Source organism: Chitinophaga ginsengisegetis (assembly GCF_900168065.1).
Classification (GTDB): Bacteria; Bacteroidota; Bacteroidia; order Chitinophagales; family Chitinophagaceae; genus Chitinophaga; species Chitinophaga ginsengisegetis.
The window spans coordinates 398800-424703 of record NZ_FUZZ01000004.1; the positions used below are offsets into that span (position 1 = coordinate 398800).

The window sequence follows — 25904 nt, forward strand, 5'->3', positions numbered from 1 at the left end:
TATCATGGAAGAAAAAGTGATTGTATGTAAGGATCTCACGAAACGGTTTGGCGACTTTTATGCCGTCAATAAAATTTCCTTTGAGGTAAACAAAGGAGAGATCTTCGGGTTCCTGGGCGCCAACGGGGCAGGCAAAACCACCGCCATGAGAATTCTCTGCGGGCTCTCCCACCCTACTTCCGGAGAGGCTATGGTAGCGGGTTTTGACGTATATAAACAACCCGAATCCATCAAGAAGAATATTGGCTATATGAGTCAGAAGTTTTCCCTGTATGAAAACCTGACGGTAGTAGAAAACATTGAATTCTTTGGCGGCGTGTACGGCGTTTCTTCTTCCGAGATCCGTAAAAGAAGCGATAACCTGATTCAGAAACTAGGACTTACAGCAGAAGCAAAAAAGCTCGTAGGTGCGCTGCCGTTAGGCTGGAAACAGAAGCTGGCTTTTTCAGTAGCTATCTTTCACCAGCCGCGGATTGTGTTCCTAGATGAACCTACCGGCGGTGTGGACCCCGTTACCAGGCGGCAGTTCTGGGATATGATCTATGAAGCGGCGGCAAGCGGCATTACCATCTTCGTAACCACCCACTATATGGATGAAGCGGAGTATTGTAACCGCGTTACCATCATGGTAGATGGCAAAATAGAAGCACTGGATTCTCCTGCCAACCTGAAAACGCAGTTTGAGGCCGATAATATGGACGAAGTATTTTACCGGTTGGCCCGCAGGGCTAAAAGGTCGGGCGACTAAAACATTTCTATGAAACAGCTTCTTGTTTTTATCCGGAAAGAATTTTTCCATGTATTCCGCGACAAACGGACCTTACTGATCATGTTTGGCTTGCCGGTAGCGCAGATCGTGCTGTTTGGCTTTGCACTGACCAGCGAGGTAAAGGATATTACACTTACGGTGATTGATAATTCGCGGGATGCCAATTCGCAGCAGCTGATCCGTAAAATAAAATCATCTTCCTACTTTATCGTAAATGAATCCTCCATTGATTATAACGATATAGCAAACTCCTTTAAAAAGGGCACTACAAAATGCGCGCTGATTTTCCCTGCCGGTTTTGGCAACGACCTGCAACATGGCGGAAAGGCGCAGCTACAGATCATTACCGATGGTTCCGATCCCAATACTGCCAAAACCGTGGTAAACTATATCACTGCTATCACAACGGCTTACCAGCAGGAAATCAGTCCTTCGCCGCAATTGCCTTATACCATTGTTCCCGAATCAAGGATGTTGTACAATGAAGAAGGCAATGGCTCGCTGAATTTTATTCCCGGCGTGATGGCGCTGGTGCTGATGATTGTATGCACCGCCCTCACCTCGGTATCTGTAGTGCGCGAAAAAGAACTGGGTACCATGGAAATATTACTGGTATCTCCTTTTAAACCGCTGATGGTGCTGATTGCCAAAGCCATTCCCTACCTGATACTATCGCTGGCGAATTTTGTGCTGATCCTGTTGCTGGCGGTGTTTGTGCTGGATGTGGGCATCAAAGGCAGTATCCTGCTGTTGTTTATGGAAAGTATGCTGTTTATCATTACCTGTTTATCATTCGGACTGATGATTTCCAACACCACCAACTCGCAGCAAACAGCGCTGCTGCTGTCGATGATGGGACTGATGCTCCCCACCATGATCTTCACCGGCTTTATGTTCCCGATAGAAAATATGCCGAAGATATTCCAGCTCATCTCCAATATTATCCCTTCCCGGTGGTATTTCCTGATCATTAAATCAGTGATGCTCAAAGGACTTGGATTTGAATATGTCTGGAAAGAAACGCTGGTGCTGTTGGGCATGACCATTATACTGCTCACTATTGCCCTCAAAAACTTTAAAACGCGGTTATCATGAAAGTGCTGGGTTATCTATTAAAAAAGGAGTTCAGGCAGATTTTCCGGGATAAAACGATCCTGGCCATGATGTTTGCCATGCCTATCATACAGCTGGTCATTCTCCCCCTTGCCATGAACTTTGATGTGAAGAGCGTTAATCTTGCCGTAGTGGACAATGACCACAGTTCTTACTCCCGGCAGCTGATTGCGAAAGTAGGCGCCTCCGGTTATTTCAAAATAGTGGCGGCCGAACCTTCTTTTCAGCGCGCCATTACCTATATAGAAAGGGAAAAAGCTGATGTGGTGCTGGAGATCCCACCCAATTTTGAAAGCAACCTGGTAAGAGAAGGAAAACAGCGTGTAGGGGTATCCGTAGATGCCATTAACGGCACCAAAGCTGCCATTGGCGGCAACTACCTCATGACGGTAATTGCGGACTTCAATAAGGACATCCCCATTAATACCGGCAGGAATAGGACGCCGCCTGCGGGTGTGATTGATATTACCTATTCCAACTGGTTTAATCCGTTGGCGGAATACCGGTTTTATATAGTGCCGGCAATACTGGTATTGCTGCTTACACTGATTGGCGGCTTTATGTCGGCCCTTAATATTGTAAGGGAAAAAGAAGTAGGCACCATAGAACAGATCAATGTAACCCCCATTCAGAAGTGGGAATTTATTCTTGGCAAACTCATTCCTTTCTGGGTGGTGGGCATGATTGTGTTTACACTTGGTTTGCTGGTAGCCTGGGGAATATATGGCATCTGGCCGGTGGGGAGTTTTGTAACACTTTATGTATTTGCCGCGATATACCTGGTAGCATTGCTGGGCTTTGGGTTACTGGTATCTACCTATACCAATAACCAGTTGCAGGCCATGTTTGTGGCATTCTTTTTTATGATGATCTTTATGCTGATGAGCGGGCTGTTTACCGCCGTGGATAGTATGCCGCCCTGGGCAAAGATGATCGCCAATTTAACGCCCGTCACCCATTTTATTAAAGTAATCCGGACCATTGTGCTGAAAGGCAGTGGCTTTGCGGATGTACAGATGGAGCTATTGTACCTGGTATTGTTTGCAGTGCTGTTAAACGGATGGGCCATCTTTAACTACCGGAAAACGAGTTAAGCCGTCATCGCTTTTCTTAATGATCTTCCGTGCATCCGCCCTAAACATATTACGTTTTTACACAGTATATATCTCCTTAACATATCACCAACCGCGTGTGACTACCCAAAAAAAGGTGGTTTCCAAGTCTTCCTTCAAAAAATTACAAATCACTGACTATCAGTAAAATACACTGTAAACCAGGCTCAAACGCCCGTTCCTTCTGCTATTTCAGGGCCTTTTAACGCGTATTGTTAGAAAAAATATTGAAATAAAATAGATTTTATGAATAAATTTGAACAATCAAGTAGCTACTTTTAAAATTTTAAAAAATGAGCAATAAACCCGCTACCTTATTTGACAAAGTATGGGATTCACATGTTGTGAGGAAAATTGAAGATGGTCCGGATGTATTTTTTATCGACCGCCACTTTATTCATGAAGTAACCAGCCCTGTGGCTTTTCTTGGAATGGAAAACAGGGGTTTAAAGGTAATGTTTCCTGAAAAGACGTTTGCCACAGCTGATCACAATACGCCAACTATTAACCAGCATTTACCGGTACAGGACCCGCTTTCCGCCAACCAGCTGAAAGCCCTGGAAACCAATTCCAACAAGTATGGTATTTCTCATTGGGGATTAGGTAATCCCAAGAATGGTATTGTGCACGTGGTAGGTCCGGAAAATGGTATCACCCTGCCGGGTATGACCATTGTATGCGGTGATTCCCACACCTCCACCCACGGCGCGTTTGGCGCTATTGCATTTGGTATCGGCACCTCTGAAGTAGAGATGGTACTTACTTCCCAGTGTATTATGCAGCCGAAGCCAAAGAAAATGCGGATCAACGTAACGGGTAAACTGGGTAAAGGTATTACGCCAAAAGACGTAACCCTTTATATTATTTCCAGGCTCACTGCTGCCGGCGCTACCGGCTACTTTGTGGAATATGCCGGCGATGTTTTTGAAAACATGAGCATGGAAGGTCGTATGACCGTTTGTAATATGAGTATTGAGATGGGTGCACGCGGTGGCATTATTGCGCCGGACGAAACCACCTACAACTATATCAAAGGACGTGAGAAAGCGCCCAAAGGAGCTGCATGGGATACCGCGCTGGCTTACTGGAAAACACTGCGTACAGATGAAGGCGCCACGTTCGACAAAGAGTACACTTTTGATGCGGCCGATATTGAGCCGATGATCACTTACGGTACCAATCCGGGTATGGGTATGGGCATCACCAAACATATCCCTTCTGCGCTGGCCGGCGACAGCAAATCCAGCTACGAAAAATCATTGCAGTACATGGGCTTCCACGAGGAAGAAGCCATGCTGGGCAAAAAAGTAGATTATGTATTTATAGGCAGCTGCACCAACGGTCGTATTGAAGACTTCCGTGCATTTGCTTCTATTGTAAAAGGAAGAAAGAAAGCAGATCATGTAACTGCCTGGATCGTTCCCGGATCACACATCGTAGAGCAACAGATTAAGGAAGAAGGTATCCTGGATATCCTGACAGAAGCCGGTTTCCAGCTGCGTCAGCCCGGATGTTCTGCCTGCCTGGCAATGAACGATGATAAAGTGCCCGCCGGCAAATACGCCGTGAGCACCAGTAACAGGAACTTTGAAGGCAGACAGGGACCTGGTTCCAGGACCATGCTGGCCAGTCCGCTGGTAGCCGCTGCTGCTGCAGTAACCGGCGTGGTAACTGACCCCAGAGAACTGATTGCTTAATCATCCCCTTCTTACAAATTTTATAAACGATCAACAAAAAATGGCTTACGATAAATTCACGATATTAAGGAGTACAGCAGTACCCATGCCCATTGAAAATGTGGACACTGACCAGATCATTCCTGCACGATTCCTGAAAGCTACTGAGCGCACCGGCTTTGGCGACAACCTGTTCCGCGACTGGCGCTATGAAACAGACGGCACACCAAAAAAAGATTTCGTTTTAAATAACCCGATCTATTCCGGTAAAATACTGGTAGCGGGTAAAAACTTTGGCAGCGGCAGCAGCCGTGAGCACGCTGCGTGGGCTATCTACGACTATGGGTTCCGTTGCGTAGTGTCCAGCTTCTTTGCCGACATCTTCAAAAACAACTCTTTAAATATCGGTATCTTACCCGTACAGGTAAGCCCCGAATTCCTCGATAAAATATTCACAGCGATAGAATCCGATCCCAAAGCGGAAGTGGAAATCAACCTGGAAGCGCAAACCATCACCATCCCGGCTACCGGGGAAAGCGAGTCCTTTGCCATCAACAGCTATAAAAAGCACAACATGATGAATGGCTATGATGATATTGATTACCTGCAGGCCATGAAGGACGAAATAACAACATTCGCCGGCAAGAGCCTGTACTAAAACATTCCATAAGTATTATGCCAGTGACCCAGCGCCACGTTGAAATAATGGACACCACACTCCGTGATGGTGAACAAACCAGCGGAGTATCTTTTTCGCCATCAGAGAAACTAACCATTGCACAGCTTTTACTGACAGAGGTAAAGGTTGACAGGATTGAAATTGCCTCCGCCCGGGTTTCAGAGGGTGAATTTACTGCGGTAAAGGCAATTACCAAATGGGCCAAAGCCAACGGCTTTTTAAACAAAGTAGAAGTACTCACCTTTGTGGATGGCGACGTTTCCGTAGAATGGATGCTGAAAGCCGGCGCCAAAGTAATGAACCTGCTCACCAAAGGCTCACTTAATCATTTAACCCACCAGTTAAAGAAAAAGCCCGCGGAACATTTCGCAGAAGTAGCTGCCGTGATTGCACTGGCCAATAAAAAAGGACTGGAATGCAATGTGTACCTGGAAGACTGGAGCAACGGTATGCGACACTCCAGGGAATATGTATTCCAGTACCTCGACTTCCTTCAGAAGGTACCCGTAAAAAGGATCATGCTGCCGGATACATTGGGCGTACTCACACCTGATGAAGTAAAGGAATTTGTTACGGAGATCGTGCAACGCTATCCGAAAAGTCATTTCGATTTTCATGCACACAACGACTACGACCTCGGCACCGCCAACGTACTGGAAGGCGTAAAAGCAGGCGCACACGGCATTCACCTCACCATTAACGGCATGGGCGAAAGAGCAGGTAACGCTTCGCTGGCCAGCGCCATCGCTGTATTAAATGACTTTTTGCCGGAAGTAAAAACCTCCGTAGCCGAAACCTCATTGTATACCGTGAGCAAGCTGGTGGAAACCTTTTCAGGATTCCGCATCCCGGTGAATAAACCGATTGTGGGAGAAAACGTGTTTACCCAAACAGCCGGTATTCACGCGGATGGCGACAAAAAAAACAAACTGTACTTCAGTGACCTGATGCCGGAACGTTTTGGCCGTACCCGCAAATATGCACTGGGTAAAACCAGCGGCAAAGCCAATATTGAAAACAACCTGCAACAGCTGGGCATTAAACTGTCGGACCCCGATCTGAAAAAGGTAACGCAGCGGATCATCGAGCTGGGCGACCGGAAAGAAGTGCTTACGCAGGCGGATCTGCCCTATATCATTTCTGATGTGCTGGACAGCAACCGGATCGAGGAAAAAGTGACCGTAGAAAACTATGTGCTCACCCACTCCAAAAACCTGAACCCTTCTGTTACCGTGAAGATCTCCATTAACGGTGAAGTATTCGAGGAACATTCACAGGGCGATGGCCAGTACGATGCATTCATGAACGCATTGAAGAAGGTATACAAAAAGCTGAAGCGCGACCTGCCCACACTGGCGGATTACGCAGTGCGCATTCCTCCCGGCGGTAAAAGCGATGCGTTGTGCGAAACCATTATTACCTGGAGCCTGAACAACAAAGAGTTCAAAACCCGGGGACTGGACAGCGACCAGACCGTATCTGCCATTAAGGCCACACAAAAAATGCTGAACCTAATCTAAACTATCAATAACAACTGAATGGCTACCAAACATATTTTAATAGTTCCGGGTGATGGAATCGGACAGGAAGTAACTGCAGTAGGAAAAAAAGTATTGGATAAGATTGCTGCGAAATTCGGGCACACCTTTACTTATGATGAAGCGCTGATAGGCCACGTAGCCATTGAAGCCACCGGCAACCCGTTACCGGACGAATCACTGGAAAAGATGCGTAAATCAGATGCCGTGCTGTTTGGCGCGGTAGGTCATCCTAAATATGATAACGATCCTTCTGCCAAAGTAAGACCCGAACAGGGCCTGCTGAAAATGCGCAAAGAGCTGGGGTTGTATGCCAACCTCCGCCCGATTAAATTATTTGATGAATTACTGGGCGCATCCAGCATCAAACCCGAAATATTAAAGGGCGCCGATATCCTGTTCTTCCGGGAGCTGACCGGCGACATTTACTTTGGTGAGAAAGGCAGAAAGAATAACGGCGACACGGCGTACGACATAGCGGAATACAGTCGCTATGAAGTAGAACGCATTGCCCGCAAAGCTTTTGACGCAGCAAGAACCAGGAGGAAAAAACTCTGTTCCGTAGATAAAGCCAACGTGATTGAAACTTCGCGTCTCTGGCGGGAAGTAGTGCAGAAGGTAGCATTGGAATATCCTGACGTGGAAGTGGAACACCAGTTTGTGGATGCCACTGCGATGCTGCTGATCAAGGACCCGCGCCGTTTTGATGTGGTGGTTACTGCCAACCTGTTTGGCGACATCCTGACCGATGAAGCGTCGCAGATAGCCGGATCAATGGGCATGCTGGCCTCCGCCTCTATTGGCGATGGTACAGGCGTGTATGAACCCATTCATGGCTCCGCGCACGATATTACCGGTAAAGGCGTAGCCAACCCGCTGGCCTCTATCCTATCTGCTGCCCTGTTACTGGATATCTCCTTTGGTATGAAGGCAGAATCAGAAGCCGTGATCAGCGCTGTTGACGGTGTATTGAAAGCCGGCTTCCGTACCGGGGATATCGCCGACAAGCAAACGCCCGCCGATAAAATACTGGGTACCAACGCGATGGGAGAAGAAGTGCTGAAATTACTGTAGGCAATACTGACAATCTATAAAACAAACGCCTCCTTCCGGGAGGCTTTGTTGTTTTATAGCCGAACAACAATAACCCTGACGGAATCCCGCCCATAAATGTCAGAATTGCACCACATGGGTATTCAATTTCCGGGGTATGTTTGTGATGTACTTAAAAACATATCATTATGAGAAGAATAGTTTCCTTCATGCATGTTTCCCTGGATGGTTTTGTAGCCGGACCTGCCGGAGAAATGGACTGGATCAGTGTTGGCGATAAAATATTTGATTTCGCCGCACAACGTACCAACGAAGCAGATACCGCCTTATATGGCAGGGTGACCTACGAAATGATGGACAGCTACTGGCCTACCGCGGCCGACCAGCCCAATGCCAGCAAGCATGATATTGAGCATTCCACCTGGTACAACCAGGTAGATAAAATAGTGCTGTCCAACACGATGAAGGGAGTACCGAAAGACAAAACCACGGTGATCAGCAATGAACTCCTCTCCGGAAAAATCAATGCCCTGAAACAACTGCCCGGCAAAGAAATTATCATGTTTGGCAGCCCGGGCGCTACGCAGTCGCTCATGCAACACCACCTGGTAGATGAATTCTGGCTGTTTGTAAACCCCGTACTATTAGGCGAAGGCATTCCGCTGTTTAAAGATATTAAGGAACGCGTAGCCCTGAAATTAGTGGCAAGTACGGGCTTCCCTGATTCGGGCGTAGTATGTTTGCACTACGAGAAAAAATAAATCTCTTTAGAATATGAACGGCTGATAGGATCTATCAGCCGTTTGTATATTTACCGTTCATCATCTTCTAAAACATCCGGTAAGTACATACCTATATTTCCTGTAATAACACTCCCGTTATAGCATATAAATTGCGCTAATCATCTACATTAGCAGGAAATAAACCCCTACAGATGAAAAAGAAAACGGTCTTTTTTATTGCCCTGATAATTTCCGTCACCACTTACATAAATACCTGCTTTTCGCAGGTGAAAGACCCGGGTTTTAACATCAGCGGCCAGCTCCGGGCCGATGACCCTGCGTTGCTGAAAGACGTGGTGATACAATTGCTGAACGCCACGGATAAGAAGATGGTAAAAATTGAATACGCCGACAGCACCGGCAGGTTTACCTTTGAGCAAATACCCGCGGGCAGTTATGTGATTGCTACACAGAGTATGATTTTCGGGAGATATGAATCTGCCCCGTTCCGGCATGAAAAAAATACCACGGCCGGTACTATCGCGTTGCAGGTGAAGTCCACCGCTTTAAAAGAAACATCAGTAACAGCGGTGAAGCCCTTTATCCAGCAGCAATACGACAAAACCGTACTGAATGTGGAAGGTTCCATTTCCGCCGCCGGCAGCACGGCGCTGGAAGTACTGGAAAAGGCGCCTGGCATTACCATTGACCAGAACGATAATATTGCCATGCGTGGCAGGCAGGGCGTGCTGATTATGATAGATGGCAAACAGGTGCCCATGTCGGGGCAGGACCTGGCCAATATGCTGCGGAATATGTCGGCCAGCCAGATTGAAACGATCGACCTGATCACCAACCCTTCTGCCAAATACGATGCCGCCGGCAACGCCGGTATTATCGACATCCGCCTGAAAAAAGGGAAGAAATCCGGCACCAACGGGAATGCGTCTCTCAGCCTGAGCCAGGGCAGGTATCCCAAAGTAAATCCATCTTTCAACTTCAACAGCAAACACCAACACCTCAATATTTTTGGTTCTTATAATTACAACTACCGGGAAGAGCTGAATGATCTTACCATTTACCGGCAGTTTTATGATGAAAACAATGCCTATACCGGCGGCAACAACTACCAGAACTTTTTCAAATTCCGGAACAACAATCACAATGTGCGTTTGGGAGCTGATTACAACATCAGTAAAAATGTGGTGGTGGGTTTTGCTGCCAATGGCATGTTCAATGCCAGTAACATTACTACTCATAGTGTAGCCCAATCTGTTGATGCGCACCAGGCAAATACGGGGTCCTTTATTACGCTGGGTGATAACTATCCCGGCAGGAACAACCGGAGCATCAACCTGAATTACAAACACACGCTGGATACCAGCGGGCGGGAACTCACCGCCGACCTGGACTACGCCCGTTTTTCATCCTCCGAAAAACAAAATTATATTACCCGCTACTACGATATCCGGCAGGTGGAAAGCAAAACACCGTATGCGCTTTTTGGTGACTTAAACGGCGAACTGAGTATCCGCTCTGTGAAAATGGATTACACGCAGCCCCTGAAAGTGATTGGCGCCAAACTGGATGCAGGCGTTAAAAGCAGCTGGGTGAAATCAGATAATGACGTGCAGTTTTTTGACAGAAGCAATGGCGGGAATGTTTTAGACAAAGGGAAAAGCAACCGCTTTATTTATAAAGAAAACATCAATGCGGCCTATGTAAATGCCTCAAAAAAATGGAAGCGTTTAAGCATGCAGCTGGGCCTGCGGGTGGAAAATACACGGGCCGACGGATTCCAGGTAACCAATGCGGAAACGTTTAACCGGAACTACACCCAGCTGTTTCCCAGCGGCTATGCAGGCTATGAATTCAATGCCACGCACGACCTCGGGCTTTCGGTGAGCCGCAGAATTGACCGGCCCTCCTACCGCGAGCTGAATCCCTTTAAAGTATTCCTGGACCCGCTGACTTCTTCCACCGGAAATCCTTTCCTGTTGCCGGAACTCACCAACTCGTTTGAAGTAACCCATACCTTCCGGCAGCAGTACACCACTAAATTAGGGTATAGCCGTACCCGTGATAACATCCTTACCGTATTATCACCGGATGAAGCACCGGGTGCAGTGATCCAAACCGGCAGGAACCTGGCGAAGTACGATTATTATAATCTCAGCTTTGGCTTCCCGGTAAATATCCGCAAGTGGCTGAGCAGCACTAATACCGCGTTGGTGTATTACGGCCGCTACAGCGGTAACCTGGTGAATACGGATCTTAACGTGAGCAGGGTGTCTTTCAATTTCAATTCGGTGAACACCATCACTTTAAATCCGGTGACCACCATTGAAGTAACGGGCAGTTATGAAAGCCGGTCGTACTACGGCTTCCTGGACATAGGCAGTTTCTGGTTTGTGAATGCAGGTGCGCAGCGGCAGTTATGGAACCGGAAGGCATCTGTAAAAATAAACATAGCCGATATTTTCTTTACCAATCAAACCAATGCAGTGACCCGGCTTACCGGCTATGGCGAAACATTTAAGCAGAAAAGGGATACGCGGGTAGCCACGCTCACCTTCAATTATAAATTTGGCGGGAATGGCGCCGGTAACATCAAAAGGAAGACCGGCGGCGCCGAAGAGGAAAAGCGCAGGGCAGGATAAAAATTTATACATTTATTGCATGAACTTAGTTACCGAACTGGAAGAACTGGCCCTGGCCACCCGTTTAAAACGGCTGGCAGAACGCTTGTCGCAGGACGTGAGCCAGATATACAAAGAATCGGATCTGGACTTTGAAGCAAAATGGTACCTGATCCTGGAATTGCTGAGCCGTGAAAAAGTGATGGCTATTACGGAGATCTCTTCTTCGTTGCAGCTGAGTCATGCTGCGGTAGTACAGTTTGCGGAGCAGATGCAGGCGCATGGTCTTATTAAAACAGCGCCCGATGCCAAAGATGCGCGGAGACGGCTTATTTCCCTGACGCTTGCAGGTAAGCAAATGCATAAAAAGATCGGTCCTGTTTTACAGGTGATCAAAGAAGAAAACCGGAAATGGCTGGCCGAAGGCAGCGCAGACCTTTTGCAGCTTTTATCGGAGCTGGAGAAATCGCTCGATGAAAGAAGTATGTATAAGCGTATTAAGGTGAGCCTGGTAGAGCAATCTGCCAGGTGAACCGGTTATCTGATACCCAGTTTATCCAATACATGGTTAACCACTCTGTCGCAGCGGATAAGATGGAATGGAAATACGAGGTCGTTTTTATAGTAATCGGAGATCTTGCCGCGCAGCATGAGCCGCGCCCTGATATACCGGACCTTTACATTTACCGTGGAAATATTCAAGGCAGCAGCGGTAGCTGCCACGTTTAAACCTTCCACTTCCCGCATTACAAATACCAGGCGGTACTTTTCGGGAATCTGCAGCAGGGCCAGTTCCATTACCCTTCCCAACTCCTTATCGATAACTTTTGCCACGGGCGACTCTTTTATACCGGCAGCATTTGCCGGGTGATGATCATCTAAAACAGATATATCCTCACTGCCTGACCGGCTTTTCTTTTTGAGCAACTGACTGCATTCATTAATCATGATCCGTGTAAGCCAGGTGCCGAAAGCCGATTCCTTCCTAAACTTATCGAGGTTATGATAGGCATTGATATAGGTGTTCTGCATCATATCCTCCACATCCATATCGTTGTCCAGCATCGTCATTCCTATGCGGAACAGGCGGGCATTGTGACGTCGCATCAGCTGCTCATACAGCCGCTCTTCCCCGGCCAGTACTTTAGAGATTAACTCGTTGTCAATTTCAATGTCGGTTTGCGGCAGTGTGGTCATTCTTCTTTTATTAGATGATTAATCGGTGGAGAAGTTACAAAAAACTTTTATGGGATTTTGTAACCATTTGAATTTTTTATACTCTAATTACTATAGGGCCTGTTAACGGCCCCTATTTTCAATATAACCCAATCGTGTAGCGCATGGCTATGAAACCAGATAACATTTTTCATCTTCCCGGCATAAAAATGCCGGAGCTAACTCATGAGAAAATCCAGGAGCTGAAGAAAACGGCGAAAGGAAAACTGATCACCGGCACCTCTATTACGGCGTTTCCGGCATTGTTAAAATCAATGGAAGCCGCGCTACAGGAGCAACTGGCGCAATACGATCATATCAAACAAACCAATGGAGAGAACGCCAAACGGAAAATGCTGCTCCTGGAAATGCTGGATGATCATCTTTACCTCGAATTTGCCTATCACATTATGTTTATCAAATGGCGGGAACAACAAATCAGTAAAGCATCCTGATACCGGCATCTGTGACGTATGTTGCTAATCTCATTAAAACTATACATTTGCAACCAAACAAATGTTATGGAGAATTACAGCATCGTCATTTTTATACTGGCCATTATGATTGTGCTGTCTGCGGTGGCAGACAAGATAAAGTTACCTTACCCGGTGCTGCTGATTTCTGCGGGAATAGGCATTGGATTTATTCCTGCCCTGCCAAATATTACGCTGAACCCTGATATTGTGTTCCTGATATTTCTCCCGCCATTGCTGTATGACGCTGCGTTTAACATCTCCCCACAGGAATTTAAAACCCACTTCAACACCATTGGCACGCTGGCCATTGGCCTGGTATTTTTAACAGCGGGGGCTGTAGCAGTGATTGCGCATTATCTTATTCCCGGTATGAGCTGGCCGCTGGCTTTTGTGCTGGGCGCTATCCTGTCGGCCACAGATGCCGTGGCGGCCATGAGCATTACCAAAGGACTGGGACTTTCACATAAAACCATCACCATCCTTGAAGGAGAAAGCCTGATCAACGATGCTTCCGCACTGGTAACCTATCGCTTTGCCATTGCGGCGGCCACAGGTACCGCCTTTGTATTCTGGAAGGCTACGCTGGAATTTTTTATACTGATGGCGGGCGGCGTACTGGCGGGCATAGTAGTGGGCAGGATACTGGCCGTGATCCTGAAAAGGGTGCATAAAAACGACCTGGTTACCATCAGCTTTATGCTGCTTATGCCTTTTGTTACCTACCTGCTGGCAGAAGAGCTGCATGTATCCGGCGTGATTGCCGTAGTGGTGCTGGGGCTGGTGATTGCAAGGATCAGCGGGAAGGTTTTCCCGGAGAAATTAAAGCAGCAGTCCAGGTCTATATGGGATATTATCATCTTCCTGCTGAACGGGCTTATCTTTATTATCATCGGGCTGCAATTTCCCTATATCATTAAAAGTATTCCCAGCCACCAGATCCTGCCCTATATCGGCTATGGGTTTATTATTACAGTAGCCGCCCTGTTGTTACGTATGGGCAGGGTATTTCTCCAACAGATCAATTTAGACCAGGCTTTCAAAAAGGGTAAGGGCCGGATCACTGAAAACGCCCTGCTGGATTTCAAGAACAGCCTGATCATCAGCTGGTCCGGTATGCGGGGCATTGTGTCGCTGGCTATTGCCATCGGCCTGCCATTGACGCTGAAAGACGATGCGCCGTTCCCGGAGCGGAATGCGATCATATTTATTTCCGTGGTGGTGGTGCTGTTTACCCTTATCGGGCAGGGCATTTCTTTACCCTGGATTGTAAAAGCTGTAAAACTCTCCCCGGCAGATAATAAGAAGCCGCAGCACTGATTGATGACTTCGCGGATGCGTCGGGCATGCTTCGGATATGGGTATCTCATGGACTATCCATACTGTTCGCATGCACTCCTCATGCACTCCTCATGCACTATTGATGCACTATCCATGCACTACCAATACTGCTGCGCCCGCTAATGCTTCCATTTTTTTTATCCGGGAGATGACATACTGCGCAGGGTATAATTGCCTGCAGGCAGTTCAAACAGCGTATAGCCATTCCTGGTTCCTTTCTTTTTCATATGCCCGCTGCTTTCTTTTACCTGTGCGCCTTCCGCCTCCGGGAGTTCCACGGTGGCCGTGCAATTGGGCGGAACGGTTACCTGCAGGGTAATGCCGCCGGCAGTACGTTGCCACGCCGTTTTGATTTCGCCTGCGGAAGAGGCAAAGGAGGCATGCGCCCAGCTCAGTTGGGAAGCCGTTAACAACGGCGGGCGGATCACAAAATGGCGGAAACCTTTCCCCGACTGCGGATCGCGGCGTATGCCGGCTACCCCGTTAATATACCATGCGCCCGGGTAAAGATAGGAACTGTGCAGGAGTGAATGACCGGGCAAATCTTTCTCCCACATTTCCCAGATAGTGGTGGCCCCGTTGGCTTTCATGTAACCCCAGCCGGGATAAGTGGTTTGCGAGGTCATGCTGTAAATAAGATCATCGCGGCCTTCATCACGCAGGAGTTTGAACAGGAGCGCGCCACCGGTAATGCCTACATGAATATGGCCTTTGCGGTTGATGAGGATCTCTGTTTCAAGTCTTTTCATTACAGCAGCCCGCTGTGCCGGTGGTGGCACTTCTGCCAGCAAGGCTGCGGCCAGATTGGCCATAGAGCTGTCGGAATAACTGTGATCAGCGGCATTGTAAAACTTTGCGTTGATAGCGTTACTGGCCTCCGCAGCCTGTTGTTCCCATTGCACGGCGGCGGTATTTTTACCCAATACCCGTGCAATTTTTGCGGCGGTGCGGAGGTTAAATACGCGGTAACAGTTATTGAGGCAAACCGTTTGTGGTTTATCGTTATTCATGCCTTCGGCGGTAGCGCCCGGCCAGAGCCAGTCGCCCAGGAAGTCCCAGGGGCCGCCAAACCTCATGAGCAGGTGATCTTTCGTTTGTGTATCCAAAAAAGCCAGCCAGTTTTTTATCATCTCAAAATTCTTTTCCAGCACCCTTCTATCGCCCTCCTGCTGGTACAGGAACCAGGGCAGCGATACGCAGATGCCGCCCCAGGAAGGGCCTCCGCCGCCCATAAAGGTGGGCGCCGTGTGTGGCAGGATGCCTTTATGCAAATACCGGCCACTCATCAATCCTTTATGTGCCCAGGCGGTATCATACATGTTGCCTACAATGGATTCGGTTCCCTGCACGTCGCGCCAGTCTTCCATCCATTTGGTATAAAAGGCGCCGAGGTGGTAGTTGAACATGCCCGTTTCGCAGGTAGCGTGCGCATCGCCGCCGTAGCCGAGGCGTTCGCGCTGCGGGCAATCCACTACATACCCGCCGAGTGACAGGTTTTCGTAAGTCCAGCGTACCCTGTTGTAGATCCAGTTCTGTAACGAATCGGAGCAGGCGAAGGTAGTAGCGGGTTCATAGGCTGTGCGTACCAGCCAGCCGCGGATATCGTCCGGGGAGGGTTTGTATTTCAGCCCGCGGATCGTAATCCACCGGCCGGAGCTGTAGTTAAAATGATTGCGGAATTCACCGTGTCCTTCTTTGCCGATGATAAAGGCGCTGTGCAGTCCAAAGGTCATATCCATCTGTTCTCTTTCGGAGAACTGAAAATCGATCCGGTCGCCGGGTTGTCCTTTTACGCGGATGGCGGTCCAGCCGGCGAAGTTCACGCCCATGTCTACACGAAAACTTCCATCCGGGCGGGCTACAACCGCCACGGGTGTTATTTCGTTCATCACTTTATTGGGCTCCGTCATTTGTGCCGACAGCAGCAAACGGGGATGGTATTCTGTTGCTGCGCGCCAGGTGCTTTCATCTGCCTGGATGGTATTCCAGTTGTCTATCTCTTTACTGGCATCCCACAACTCGCCGCCCATGCGGTTGGAGTCCCATACGCCGAGGAGTTTATTGGGACTGGGATGTGTGAGCCAGGTGCGGTCTGTTTTAAGGAGCACAGCAGGTGTTGCCGCATCTTTATTATAAATGGCTGCCTGTGCTATCACGATAGGCGTTTGCGGCTTGCCTGGCGCAATATAGGGCCCGAAGATAGACCAGGAGGTACCGAGCCAGAGGGTGATTACATTTTTACCGGGACGCAGTGCCGACGCAATATCATAGGTCACATAGCGTGCCCTTTTCACATGATTGGTAACTGCCGGGGCCATCACGCCGTCGCCTATCTTTTTCCCATTCACATACAACTCATGAAATCCTACAGAGGCAATAAAGATATTGGCTTTCTGTGGTTGTTCTGTGAGGTCAAATGTTTTCCGCAGCCAGGGATCAGCAATATTGCAATCACGCTGGCGTGGATCAAAAATTTCGTCTGAGCCTATCCACGTGGCTTTCCAGCTGCCGGGCTGCAGCAAACCGGTAGTCCAGGTAGCGGTGGAACTCCAGTCCGATATACGCCCCTTCTCATCCTTTACGCTTACTTTCCAGTAGTACCGCTGATCCTCCCGCAGGGGCCTGCCCTTGTAGTCGATATGCTGCATATCATCTGTAGTTACCCACCCCGTGGACCATACCGTGCCTTTATTACTTTCCAGCTCCTTTGCTGTGGATGCCACCAGGATACGGTATGCCGTTTGTTTTTGCCCATAGGCATTGGAATCGGTGGCCTGCAATGTCCAGCCCAGGCGGGGTTGCAGCTCATCGATGCCAAGAGGATTGACCAGGTACTCACAGCGGAGATTCACGGGCAGTACGGACGACTGCCCCCTGGCACCGATAGCGGTGGTGCATAATACCAGCAACAGCAAAAGGGGAAACCTGTTTTTCATAACGGATAAACGACGCTTTTTACGCGGGTGAACTTAAAGTTAAAAATTTGTCCGGGCAACCTGTACTATCCTGCAGCTGATAACTGCCGGGAGAATTGTATCTTTATACAAGACTTCTTTCTACTTACTCCTAAAGGATGCGTGAATGAAAAAATCACTGCTGCTGTTCTACTGCCTTATTTTATGGATCCTTCCCGCTATTGCCCGCCAGGAGCCGCCAGATACGGTTAAAACCGGCATATACATTACCAGCATCCATGATATCGACTTCAAACAAAGTGAGTTTACCGTGAACCTCTGGTTGTGGCTCACCTATAAAAATAAACAATTCGATTTTGTACAGAACCTGGAAATCCCGCAGGCCAAAACTTTTACAAAATCCTACTCCACCATCGACTCCTCCAATGGCCGGATTTATTTGCTGATGAAACTGCAATGCGTGATGAAAGATTCCTGGAGGATCAACAACTTTCCCTTCGACCGGCAGCGGTTGCGGTTTTCTATTGAGAACTCCCAGTTCGATTCCAAATCACTGGTATTTTCGGTGGATTCGCTGGGTAAACATTTCGATCCCCGCTTTACGCTGAGAGGATGGACTATCGACAGCTTCCGGATAAACACCGGTATAAAAGCCTATGAAACTGCCTTTGGCGACAACAACATTCCCAGTCCGCATACAGAATACAGTAATTTTACCGTGAGAATAGGGATCAGCAGAGATGCCACCCAGTTGTTCTGGAAGATGTTTCTCGGTATGTACGTTTCTTTCCTGATTGCGTATATCTGTTTTTATATACACCCCGACAATATTGATTCCCGGTTTGGACTGGGCGTTGGGTCGCTGTTTGCGGCCATTGGTAACAAATACATTATTGATTCTTCCCTCCCCGACTCCACCACTTTTACACTGGTGGATACACTGCATGGCATCACCCTGTTCTTTATTTTTGTGGTGATCACTTCGTCTGCATGGTCGTTGCAGCTCATTAAAGCGGATAAATTCAGGCAGAGCCGCCGGCTGGATATCGGGTTATCGATAGTGGTGCTGCTGGTGTATGTGCTGCTGAATATTTATTTTATTACGCAGGCGGTGTATGGGAAGTAGTCCCATCTCCTTACTTCTTCACGCGGTAAAAACTGATATTCTTTCTCTGCTCAAAGCCCATGTGCTCATACAAACGCACTGCACGTTCATTGGTCCGGGTTACATGTAAAAAAGAGGTAATGCCCGCACCGGCGTGCTGATAACATAACTGTGTAATCAGCTTTTGCGCGTATCCGCGACCCGTATGCTCCGGGTGCGTGCAAATAGCGCTTAATTCTGTAAACCCCGTTAGCTGCATCCGCTCGCCGGCCATAGCGATGAGTTGACCGTTGTGCCGGATGCCGTAATAATTGCCCATCAGGCGGGTACCGTGATTGAAAAAGCCGGGCTGGATGCTATTGATCAGTTCATACATATCGCCGGCGTCTTCCGGTCCCAGCAGGGAAACCATTGCCGCATCTTCTTCTGATAAAGGTGGGGGCATAGTTCTCCGCACCATCTGGGCGCAGGGCAGTTCATTTTCTACGGTCCAGCTACCTGGTAATACAGGCAATTCGCCGATGATATAGAATGTTTCCCCGGCATCGATCAGCGTATCCAAAGCTGCAATGCTGTCGTTGTTCGTTTGCCTGGCGGCAATAAAGGGCGCAATTTCCCGGCGGTATCTTTTAGCCTGGTCTGTTCCTTGTGCAAAGTGTGCATGCTCACTGGTTAACGCACCCCAGGCGGGGTTGTCTAAAACGGTTTCCTTCATGGGGCTAAATTATGTATTTATCAGAAGAAATTACCGGAGGGGGATATTTTTTGATGGGTGCTAACGTGAACGGATATATTTTTCAGGAAGTAGCCCCTATAAAAAGGCGGTTCCCTTTGGAGGAAACCGCCTTTCTTTTTATACCTGTTAGTGTTCCAGGTTTAATATTTCTATTCTTCTGAAATCAACGGGTTGTCCTTCGCTTTGCAGGGCAATAAAGCCTTTGGAAAGCAACTTGCCATCAACTTTAATGGTAGAGTCGTAGTTCTTTACCACGCCGCCGCCAATCTGCGGTTTGGAATACTGTAATACGGTATCGCCGTTGATGATATGTGTGATCAGGGAATCTCCCAGTACAATCAGTTCTCCCCTCACCCACTGTTCGCCATCATATGTTTTGGAGGTAGATTCGATACAATGCGTTTCGTCCAGTTTTCCTTTGTATACCACATTGGTGCCTGGGGAACACATGTTACCCGTGGGTCGTGGCTTTCCATCTCCCAAACCAGCCAGCAGCTGCATTTCCACGGAGATGGGCCAATCCTGTTCTTTCGGCATGGTACGCGGGTCCTGGGAGTGAAACATCACGCCGCTGTTCAGCAGGGTATATTCCGGTGCGGAGGGATACCATTTTCCCACAAACCGGTATTCAAATTTGAGATGATAATGCGAGAAGGGTTGCTTGTAATAGAGATGCCCGAACTGATCGTTAAAATCGCCGTACTGGTCGTAGCGTATTTTGATGATACTGTCTTCCACCCGGAAAGTATTCCCGAAGTTCTCTCCTGTTTCGTGGTGATGGATTTTCACGATCCAGTCGTTGATATCTTTTCCATTAAACAGGGACACCCATTCGGGTTTCTTATCCTGTTTTTTTGCTTCATTGCAGGAAATACTGCCTGCCAGCAGTGCCATCATCAGCAGTTTACGTAACGTAAGGGTTTTGTTCATATAAATAATCAGAGGTTTTATTTTCATTTCTCTTTTTTCCGGCTGCCTGCTGGTTGTATAACACCACCGGATTGCCGTTAAAATAAAATAAAACGGACAGAAAAGTAAATAAACTGTATGATTGGGAGGGATTTATTTGCCGGGAGGAGAAAAAAAAGCCTGGCGGAGGGCCAGGCTATGAGGTATTACAACTGGAATGTTACTGTTACATCGGGTAGCGCATATATTTTTGAGCCGGTGTCATAAATATAAGGGACAATCGAAATGCCGTTAATAACGCCGCTTACGGCGCTGGCTGCATTATCTTCATTAATGAAAACAGAGGCAGAATTCGCCGGCATTCCGTAATCTGTATAATATTCCTGGTAGCCATCCACACCGCTCACGGCATCCCTTACTATGATAACATACAAATTTTTGGTGCCATCTCCACTGTTGGCAGGTAATACAATTTTCTCCGACATTGTGCCCAGGGCAATATTTTTTATGGTAGTAACAGAATCGGCAGGATTTGCCGTATAGTCTTTACTGTTATTGCGATAGATAGTAACATTTATTTTCCCTGAGCCAAAGCCGGTATATTTATTTATAAGGATGAAAGCGATACTATCACTGGAGGGCCGTTCAAAATCACCTGGCTTTACAAACCGGTTAAATCCCAATGAAGGTTCATATGCATAGCCGAGTGATATCTTTTCAGAACTAACCGTCACCGTAGTATCTTTTAGTACCTCAGTACTACCGGTTTTCCGTATACTGATATTTAACTGGTCTTTTTGTTTCAGCACCACGTTAAAGAAGCTTCTGCTCGTTGTTTGGGTTTGTGCGAGTTTCCCATCTACCAATAAATCCAATGTATCACCGGTATTAAACACAAAAGGAATATATACTTCCACAAATTTCTCCCCTTCCAGTACTGTTCCCTTTTTACATGACAGCAACTGTATACCGAATAATATGCTCAACAAAAATATTACAGTAGAATACCTCATTTTATAAAACATTGATTAAAAAGTGGCTGATCTGCAAAACAGACCAGCCACGCCATAAAGAATAATTAGTAAGCAAAGACAGTCCATCCGCTGGCCCAGTTGTTGGTGCCATCAAATGCGCCTCTGTAAGTAGTACCGGTTAAACCTGCAGGTAAACCTGTAGTTAAACCACCAGTCAGAGCAGGTGAAGCAATAGCAGGAGTTCCTGTTCTAGGCATGTAGAAGCCAGCAATACCTCTGTTGAACGGATTCACCAGTTTGAGGGAAGCGTTCGGATCAGGAGCTACATATGAAGTGTTGTTGTCAACGCCATCAGGGTACGGTTTAGTACCGGCATATGCAGGGCTGCTGGTAAATGCCAGGTTGAAAGCATGTACCATGTTGTTTTTAATGATTGAAGTACCATCGCTATATCTCTGCTGAGTAGTCTGGTCTGCTGCAGTACCACCGGCTGGAACGGTGTTGTCCAGCAGAATACCATTGTTAAAGCCGAGGAATACAGAGTTGTACACTTCAAAGCGGCTGCTTCTTCTCCACTGCGCTGCTACACCGTATTTACCGGTACCAGAAGGCGCGAAAGTGGTTTTAGTAGCCAGGGCCTGGTTAGGCAGGCCAATGATAGTCAGGTTGGCGATCAGCGGTTTAGTAACCGGCAAAAGTGGCTGACCAAATTTGTTGTTGTCTGATTCAATACCATTAGAGGCACTCTTGTCTGCGCGGGTAGAATCTTCTACTACCAGTGCATACTGAATGCGACCACGGTAACCGTTGTCAAAATCCAGACCATCGTCCAGCGGGTTAACAACTACCAGGTGTTTTGCATCTACAGTACCGCCAAAGAATTCGATACCATCATCAGCAGCTTTGTACACTTCTACGAAGTCGATTTCAGTTCCGCTACCAACGCCGGCCAGGGTAAGACCGTTGATTTCGTTGTCTGTTGCCAGTTCAAAACCTGCGTACTCGATACGAACATATTTCAGTTTACCTGAATTGTCTGTATCAACAGAACCACCGTAGTAAGGAGTCAATGGAGGAATACCACCAATACCTTCCACTTTGGAAGTATCGCCGTTGTTGGTAGTAGCTCTTCCGAGGATGATAATACCAGCTGTTTGACCGGCAGCAGGAGATGCGCTGTTGGTAGTAAACACAATCGGAGAAGTAGCAGTACCAACGGCTTCAATTTTTCCACCGCGGGAAACTACCAGACCACCGCCTGGGTTAACACCAGGAGTACCTGGAATTCCTTTAATAACAGAACCGGCATCGATCTGGATTACATCGAGGGTATCGATGTATACCAGTCCGCTCAGCAGGTAAGTACCACCTGTGAGGTGAATGGTATCACGGATAGTTTTTCCGGTACCTAAGATACCACTGAGCGTGGCACCATTTGCGGGCACAATCTGGGTAGCGCTCACAGGACGGTTAGCCTGTTGTGCGTCTTTTTTGCAAGATGCTGTGAACACGCTGGCAGCCAGGATAGTTGCAGCTGCGGCGTAGAGGTTAAACCTGGTCATCAAAAAAAGGATTTAAATTAGAAAATAATAACAATGATTGAAACTGTATATACCGGTATGAATACATGCTGGTTGAATTATAATTCCTGCCTGTTGTTAAAAACTATATCCTAACGTGAAACTGTAAGTCCTGCCTGGTTTTGCCTGATAAAATAAGATGTCTTTGTCTTCCTGATACAACATATCCTTCACGGGGTGTTTTTTCCCGTCTCCTATATCTCCGTCTCCTGCATTTTTATATATGATAGAATAGCTGTTGAGCAGATTACCTACATTGGCGCGGAATAACATTTTATCTTTCAGCAGGTGAAAGGCAATTTGTCCATCGAGCGCTTCTACCGGGCGTTCATACAGCGACATATAGGAATTCTCATTAGGCATAAACAGGCGGTTACTCACATAATTATACAGGAGGCTAACAGATACGAATTTCACATCGTAATACACGCCACCATTGATCATGTAGTTGCTGGCGCCCTGTTGTGGCCTGTCTTCCCAATCCCCGATATCCTGTTTCAGCACCATCTTTTTCGATCCCGCCGGTTCTTCCACATAGGTAGGATTAATGGCTTTCCGTACCCGTGAAAACAGCCTCGTTCCATTGCCGTACAAGGTGAGATTACGGATCACCGGTACATCAATAAAGGACAACGATTTCCTGATTTCCATCTCCACTCCCCGGTTCTCCGCCTGGTGATTATTAAGCAGGGTGAATTCATTAACAGCATTAGCCTGGTAAATCTCCATCGGGTTGTCTATTTTCTTGTAGAAAAGTGACAGGGATAAAATCTCACCGGGACCGGGATAATATTCATACCGGAAATCCAGGTGCTTTAATTTGCTGGATACGATAGGTCTTGTACTGTTATATTCTCCTCCCAGTTCAAAATCATATTCGCTGAAGAAGGATAGTTCGCGCAGATCCGGCCGGATAATGCTCTGGGCGTATGTTGCGCGGAAGTTCATTTTAGGTGTAAGGCTATACGTCAGACTGGCAGAAGGAAACAGGTTCCAGTTCTTTTCCCTGTTATAAAGGGAGCTGAGATCATACGCTTCATGGTCTGTAATTTCACCGATACTTTTTTCCAGCACCTCATTAATGCGGTTGATGTCGTAATATTCTGCCCGCACACCCCATACCAGCCGGAGCTTACCTGCCAGTTTATGATCAAACATACCATAAGCAGCATGCAGGGTGGCATTGCGTTGGAAATTATCGGAGAAGTCGTCAAAGGCAAACGTGTAACCTTCGTGAGCAGGATTAAAGAAATAATCCATCGGCTGTGGAATCTTTGAATCATATCCACCAGTACCGGCGCGGGCTACGTAAAAGGAGCGGTCTTTATACCAGCCGGCATATCCTGCTTTAAAAGTATTAGTGACTGCCGCATTCCCGATATTAAAACGGAAGGGCACTACGGTATTCACATCCCAGTTCAGATCCGATTCATAAGCACGTGTCCACCAGCGCATGGCGCCATCAATACCGCGGGATTGCGGAGGACCTACCATCATAATAGGAGAAGTTGTAAGGCTGTCGTCCGGAGCTGGTGAACGCAGGTAATGGTTATCCGGCCGTTGCCTGTCGAGATGCACATACGTACCGGACCATTGCACTTTAATCCCTTTACCACCAACTGCATGTTCTCCTTTCAATTGTGTTTGCCACAATTTTGTCCATTGCACATTATCATAAAAGCCAATCGTTGGCGCAGGTACTCCAATACCACTACCATCTACCCCCTTTCCCATAAGGAGTTGCTGGTCCAGCGTATTTAAATAAAGGCTTTGCAGGCTTATTTTATGTTTACCGGCGCTATAGCCTATTCCTGCCAGAAAGCCGGTGTTTGTAGAAAACCCATATTGCTTGCCTTTAAAAAGAACAGAATCTTTCTTAGTTACCAGGCTGGGAGCATATATGTAACCGTCCTTCTCTCCCATCCTTATATCCTGTGTTTGTAAGGTATTGCGATAGCTGGCACTGGCTATCAAACCCAGCTGCCGGCCTTTACCCAGATTGAGCACATGCCCCCATGACAACTGGTAGTTTTGCGAAGGGTGTGCATTCTTCTGGTATACTTTCCAGTTATTGGAAATAGAAGCCGGATCTTTTAATACATGCCCTGTACCTGTACTGCCCGGATTGGTATTAGCCAGGATATCATCCAGGTTTTTCCAGTTCAGTTTTCCAAAGAGATCACGGTGAGAAGAAGGTTTGCCAAGATACTCGCTGCCGCCTATTTCCAGGCTGTTGAATGCTTTGCCGGTAGTATTATCATTGATACTGCCGCCAATGGAAATGGTGAAAAAGTTTTCAGTAGGAATGGCTTTTGTTTCCACGTTCACCAATCCGCCGCCAAACTCCGCGCTCATATCCGGTGTAATGGTTTTATATACGGTGATGTTATCGATAATGTTAGATGGGATAATATCGTAACTGAAGTTTTTCCTGTTCAGTTCTGTGCTGGGCATGATCTGGCCGTTGAGCATAGCAGCGTTGTAACGTTCGCTCATACCACGCACCACCACGTATTTGTTGTCTACTGTAGTTACGCCGCTGATGCGTTTCAGCACCTCTCCCACATTTTTATCGGGTGTGCGGGCAATCTGTTCTGCACTGATGCCATCGGATAAGCCGGCGGCATTTTTCTGTTTATTATAGAGGGCGGAAATTGTTTCCCGCTTTGCCGCGGCGCTTACTGTTACTCCTTTGAGGTTGGATGATGAGGTAGCCAGCATTACATCTTTCAATGTTACCTTACCCGCTTTTACCACCACATTATTAAAGCTGGACTGGGAGAAGGCCAGGTGGCTGAAACGTACGTTGTACGTACCTTCCGGCAGCTGAAGGCTATAAGTACCGTCCACACGGGAAGTAGTAACGTGATTGTTATCTCCCGCAAAAATGGTTACGCCGGGTATGGATTCATTCTGGTCATTAAAGATCTTTCCCTGCAAAGTGCCTGTGAGTACCTTACTGGCTACCGTAGCTTTACGGTCTTCATTGCGGATAGCGATGATATTGTCTTTCACCTCTACGTCGAGCGGAAGTTGCTGATCCAGTAGTTGTAATAATCCGGATAAGGAAAGCGTGCCTTTGGGAATATTGATGCTTAAAGATTCCACCTGGGCGGGATCATACAGGTACCTGTAGTTTCCCTGCTGCTGCAATGATTTCAGGATTTCCTTCACCGGTTGTTTTCCGGCAGGCAGTTTTACCGTTTCCGATAATCCTTGGTATTGCTGGGCGTGCAAAAGTGAACTGTTGAGTAGTGAAACAAAACACATCATTAAGCATAATCTGCGTACAAATGGCATCATTGATCGTATAGCTTTTATATTGTTTTTAAAAACGCCCCATGTGGGCAATGGT

The 25904-nt window shown here is 47.4% G+C and carries 20 protein-coding genes; 13 read left to right on the plus strand and 7 right to left on the minus strand.

The window, feature by feature from the left end; genetic code table 11:
* Nucleotides 1-4 precede the first annotated feature (4 nt).
* From B5Z18_RS24325 to B5Z18_RS24370, 10 genes are all read left to right on the plus strand, one after another.
* Nucleotides 5-748: an ABC transporter ATP-binding protein gene (locus B5Z18_RS24325; RefSeq protein WP_079472126.1), complete on the plus strand. Its 744-nt coding sequence runs from the start codon at nucleotides 5-7 to the stop codon at nucleotides 746-748.
* 9 nt (nucleotides 749-757) lie between these two features.
* Nucleotides 758-1864 (plus strand): ABC transporter permease, encoded by a 1107-nt coding sequence (locus tag B5Z18_RS24330; RefSeq protein ID WP_079472127.1) that lies wholly within the window; start codon nucleotides 758-760, stop codon nucleotides 1862-1864.
* Entirely contained in the window at nucleotides 1861-2976 is a 1116-nt protein-coding gene (locus B5Z18_RS24335; RefSeq protein ID WP_079472128.1) for an ABC transporter permease, read from the plus strand. Before B5Z18_RS24330 ends, B5Z18_RS24335 begins: the two co-directional genes overlap by 4 nt.
* A gap of 311 nt (nucleotides 2977-3287) precedes the next feature.
* Entirely contained in the window at nucleotides 3288-4691 is a 1404-nt protein-coding gene (gene leuC / locus B5Z18_RS24340; RefSeq protein ID WP_079472129.1) for a 3-isopropylmalate dehydratase large subunit, read from the plus strand.
* A 40-nt stretch (nucleotides 4692-4731) separates the two neighbouring features.
* A complete protein-coding gene (gene leuD / locus B5Z18_RS24345; RefSeq protein WP_079472130.1) occupies nucleotides 4732-5328 on the plus strand; it encodes a 3-isopropylmalate dehydratase small subunit in 597 nt (198 codons plus the stop codon).
* A gap of 17 nt (nucleotides 5329-5345) precedes the next feature.
* On the plus strand, nucleotides 5346-6869 hold the full coding sequence (locus tag B5Z18_RS24350) for an alpha-isopropylmalate synthase regulatory domain-containing protein (RefSeq protein WP_200817334.1): 1524 nt from the start codon (nucleotides 5346-5348) through the stop codon (nucleotides 6867-6869).
* A gap of 18 nt (nucleotides 6870-6887) precedes the next feature.
* The gene (gene leuB / locus B5Z18_RS24355; RefSeq protein WP_079472131.1) at nucleotides 6888-7961 is read left to right on the plus strand and encodes a 3-isopropylmalate dehydrogenase; all 1074 of its coding nucleotides are present in this window, start codon (nucleotides 6888-6890) and stop codon (nucleotides 7959-7961) included.
* Between the two features lie 167 nt (nucleotides 7962-8128).
* Nucleotides 8129-8701 (plus strand): dihydrofolate reductase family protein, encoded by a 573-nt coding sequence (locus B5Z18_RS24360; RefSeq protein ID WP_079472132.1) that lies wholly within the window; start codon nucleotides 8129-8131, stop codon nucleotides 8699-8701.
* Nucleotides 8702-8874: 173 nt separating this feature from the next.
* Nucleotides 8875-11322, plus strand: coding sequence for an outer membrane beta-barrel family protein (locus B5Z18_RS24365; protein ID WP_079472133.1), 2448 nt, complete (start codon nucleotides 8875-8877; stop codon nucleotides 11320-11322).
* 19 nt (nucleotides 11323-11341) lie between these two features.
* Complete coding sequence (locus tag B5Z18_RS24370; protein WP_159454413.1) at nucleotides 11342-11833, plus strand: MarR family winged helix-turn-helix transcriptional regulator; 492 nt, start codon at nucleotides 11342-11344, stop codon at nucleotides 11831-11833.
* Nucleotides 11834-11838: 5 nt separating this feature from the next.
* Here B5Z18_RS24370 and B5Z18_RS24375 read toward each other — a convergent pair whose 3' ends face one another.
* Nucleotides 11839-12498 carry a sigma-70 family RNA polymerase sigma factor gene (locus B5Z18_RS24375; RefSeq protein ID WP_079472135.1) on the minus strand — a complete coding sequence of 220 codons (660 nt, stop codon included), beginning with the start codon at nucleotides 12496-12498 and terminating at the stop codon, nucleotides 11839-11841.
* A 143-nt stretch (nucleotides 12499-12641) separates the two neighbouring features.
* Here B5Z18_RS24375 and B5Z18_RS24380 point away from each other — a divergent pair, with 143 nt between their 5' ends.
* On the plus strand, nucleotides 12642-12971 hold the full coding sequence (locus B5Z18_RS24380; protein ID WP_079472136.1) for a hypothetical protein: 330 nt from the start codon (nucleotides 12642-12644) through the stop codon (nucleotides 12969-12971).
* A gap of 66 nt (nucleotides 12972-13037) precedes the next feature.
* A complete protein-coding gene (locus B5Z18_RS24385; RefSeq protein ID WP_079472137.1) occupies nucleotides 13038-14309 on the plus strand; it encodes a Na+/H+ antiporter in 1272 nt (423 codons plus the stop codon).
* Between the two features lie 158 nt (nucleotides 14310-14467).
* Here B5Z18_RS24385 and B5Z18_RS24390 read toward each other — a convergent pair whose 3' ends face one another.
* Nucleotides 14468-17266 carry a family 78 glycoside hydrolase catalytic domain gene (locus B5Z18_RS24390; protein WP_079472138.1) on the minus strand — a complete coding sequence of 933 codons (2799 nt, stop codon included), beginning with the start codon at nucleotides 17264-17266 and terminating at the stop codon, nucleotides 14468-14470.
* Between the two features lie 145 nt (nucleotides 17267-17411).
* On the opposite strand from B5Z18_RS24390, the gene B5Z18_RS24395 reads away from it, so the two are divergent.
* Nucleotides 17412-18371 (plus strand): ligand-gated ion channel, encoded by a 960-nt coding sequence (locus B5Z18_RS24395; RefSeq protein WP_079472139.1) that lies wholly within the window; start codon nucleotides 17412-17414, stop codon nucleotides 18369-18371.
* A gap of 10 nt (nucleotides 18372-18381) precedes the next feature.
* On the opposite strand, the gene B5Z18_RS24400 is transcribed toward B5Z18_RS24395, so the two are convergent.
* The 5 genes from B5Z18_RS24400 to B5Z18_RS24420 all read right to left on the minus strand — a co-directional run bounded on the left by B5Z18_RS24400 (nucleotide 18382) and on the right by B5Z18_RS24420 (nucleotide 25786).
* Nucleotides 18382-19065 carry a GNAT family N-acetyltransferase gene (locus B5Z18_RS24400; RefSeq protein ID WP_079472140.1) on the minus strand — a complete coding sequence of 228 codons (684 nt, stop codon included), beginning with the start codon at nucleotides 19063-19065 and terminating at the stop codon, nucleotides 18382-18384.
* 147 nt (nucleotides 19066-19212) lie between these two features.
* Nucleotides 19213-20016: a 3-keto-disaccharide hydrolase gene (locus B5Z18_RS24405; protein WP_079472489.1), complete on the minus strand. Its 804-nt coding sequence runs from the start codon at nucleotides 20014-20016 to the stop codon at nucleotides 19213-19215.
* Nucleotides 20017-20201: 185 nt separating this feature from the next.
* Entirely contained in the window at nucleotides 20202-20981 is a 780-nt protein-coding gene (locus B5Z18_RS24410) for a hypothetical protein (protein WP_159454414.1), read from the minus strand.
* A gap of 92 nt (nucleotides 20982-21073) precedes the next feature.
* Complete coding sequence (locus tag B5Z18_RS24415; protein ID WP_079472142.1) at nucleotides 21074-22531, minus strand: hypothetical protein; 1458 nt, start codon at nucleotides 22529-22531, stop codon at nucleotides 21074-21076.
* Between the two features lie 96 nt (nucleotides 22532-22627).
* Nucleotides 22628-25786: a TonB-dependent receptor domain-containing protein gene (locus B5Z18_RS24420; RefSeq protein WP_235016009.1), complete on the minus strand. Its 3159-nt coding sequence runs from the start codon at nucleotides 25784-25786 to the stop codon at nucleotides 22628-22630.
* Between the last annotated feature and the right edge of the window lie 118 nt (nucleotides 25787-25904).

Excerpts from the sequence above, each read along its gene's own strand:
- B5Z18_RS24325 (WP_079472126.1), top strand. The coding sequence starts at position 5 with ATGGAAGAAAAAGTGATTGTATGTAAGGATCTCACGAAACGGTTTGGC.
- B5Z18_RS24330 (WP_079472127.1), top strand. The coding sequence starts at position 758 with ATGAAACAGCTTCTTGTTTTTATCCGGAAAGAATTTTTCCATGTATTC.
- B5Z18_RS24335 (WP_079472128.1), top strand. The coding sequence starts at position 1,861 with ATGAAAGTGCTGGGTTATCTATTAAAAAAGGAGTTCAGGCAGATTTTC.
- leuC (WP_079472129.1), top strand. The coding sequence starts at position 3,288 with ATGAGCAATAAACCCGCTACCTTATTTGACAAAGTATGGGATTCACAT.
- leuD (WP_079472130.1), top strand. The coding sequence starts at position 4,732 with ATGGCTTACGATAAATTCACGATATTAAGGAGTACAGCAGTACCCATG.
- B5Z18_RS24350 (WP_200817334.1), top strand. The coding sequence starts at position 5,346 with ATGCCAGTGACCCAGCGCCACGTTGAAATAATGGACACCACACTCCGT.
- leuB (WP_079472131.1), top strand. The coding sequence starts at position 6,888 with ATGGCTACCAAACATATTTTAATAGTTCCGGGTGATGGAATCGGACAG.
- B5Z18_RS24360 (WP_079472132.1), top strand. The coding sequence starts at position 8,129 with ATGAGAAGAATAGTTTCCTTCATGCATGTTTCCCTGGATGGTTTTGTA.
- B5Z18_RS24365 (WP_079472133.1), top strand. The coding sequence starts at position 8,875 with ATGAAAAAGAAAACGGTCTTTTTTATTGCCCTGATAATTTCCGTCACC.
- B5Z18_RS24370 (WP_159454413.1), top strand. The coding sequence starts at position 11,342 with ATGAACTTAGTTACCGAACTGGAAGAACTGGCCCTGGCCACCCGTTTA.
- B5Z18_RS24375 (WP_079472135.1), bottom strand. The coding sequence starts at position 12,498 with ATGACCACACTGCCGCAAACCGACATTGAAATTGACAACGAGTTAATC.
- B5Z18_RS24380 (WP_079472136.1), top strand. The coding sequence starts at position 12,642 with ATGGCTATGAAACCAGATAACATTTTTCATCTTCCCGGCATAAAAATG.
- B5Z18_RS24385 (WP_079472137.1), top strand. The coding sequence starts at position 13,038 with ATGGAGAATTACAGCATCGTCATTTTTATACTGGCCATTATGATTGTG.
- B5Z18_RS24390 (WP_079472138.1), bottom strand. The coding sequence starts at position 17,266 with ATGAAAAACAGGTTTCCCCTTTTGCTGTTGCTGGTATTATGCACCACC.
- B5Z18_RS24395 (WP_079472139.1), top strand. The coding sequence starts at position 17,412 with ATGAAAAAATCACTGCTGCTGTTCTACTGCCTTATTTTATGGATCCTT.
- B5Z18_RS24400 (WP_079472140.1), bottom strand. The coding sequence starts at position 19,065 with ATGAAGGAAACCGTTTTAGACAACCCCGCCTGGGGTGCGTTAACCAGT.
- B5Z18_RS24405 (WP_079472489.1), bottom strand. The coding sequence starts at position 20,016 with ATGAACAAAACCCTTACGTTACGTAAACTGCTGATGATGGCACTGCTG.
- B5Z18_RS24415 (WP_079472142.1), bottom strand. The coding sequence starts at position 22,531 with ATGACCAGGTTTAACCTCTACGCCGCAGCTGCAACTATCCTGGCTGCC.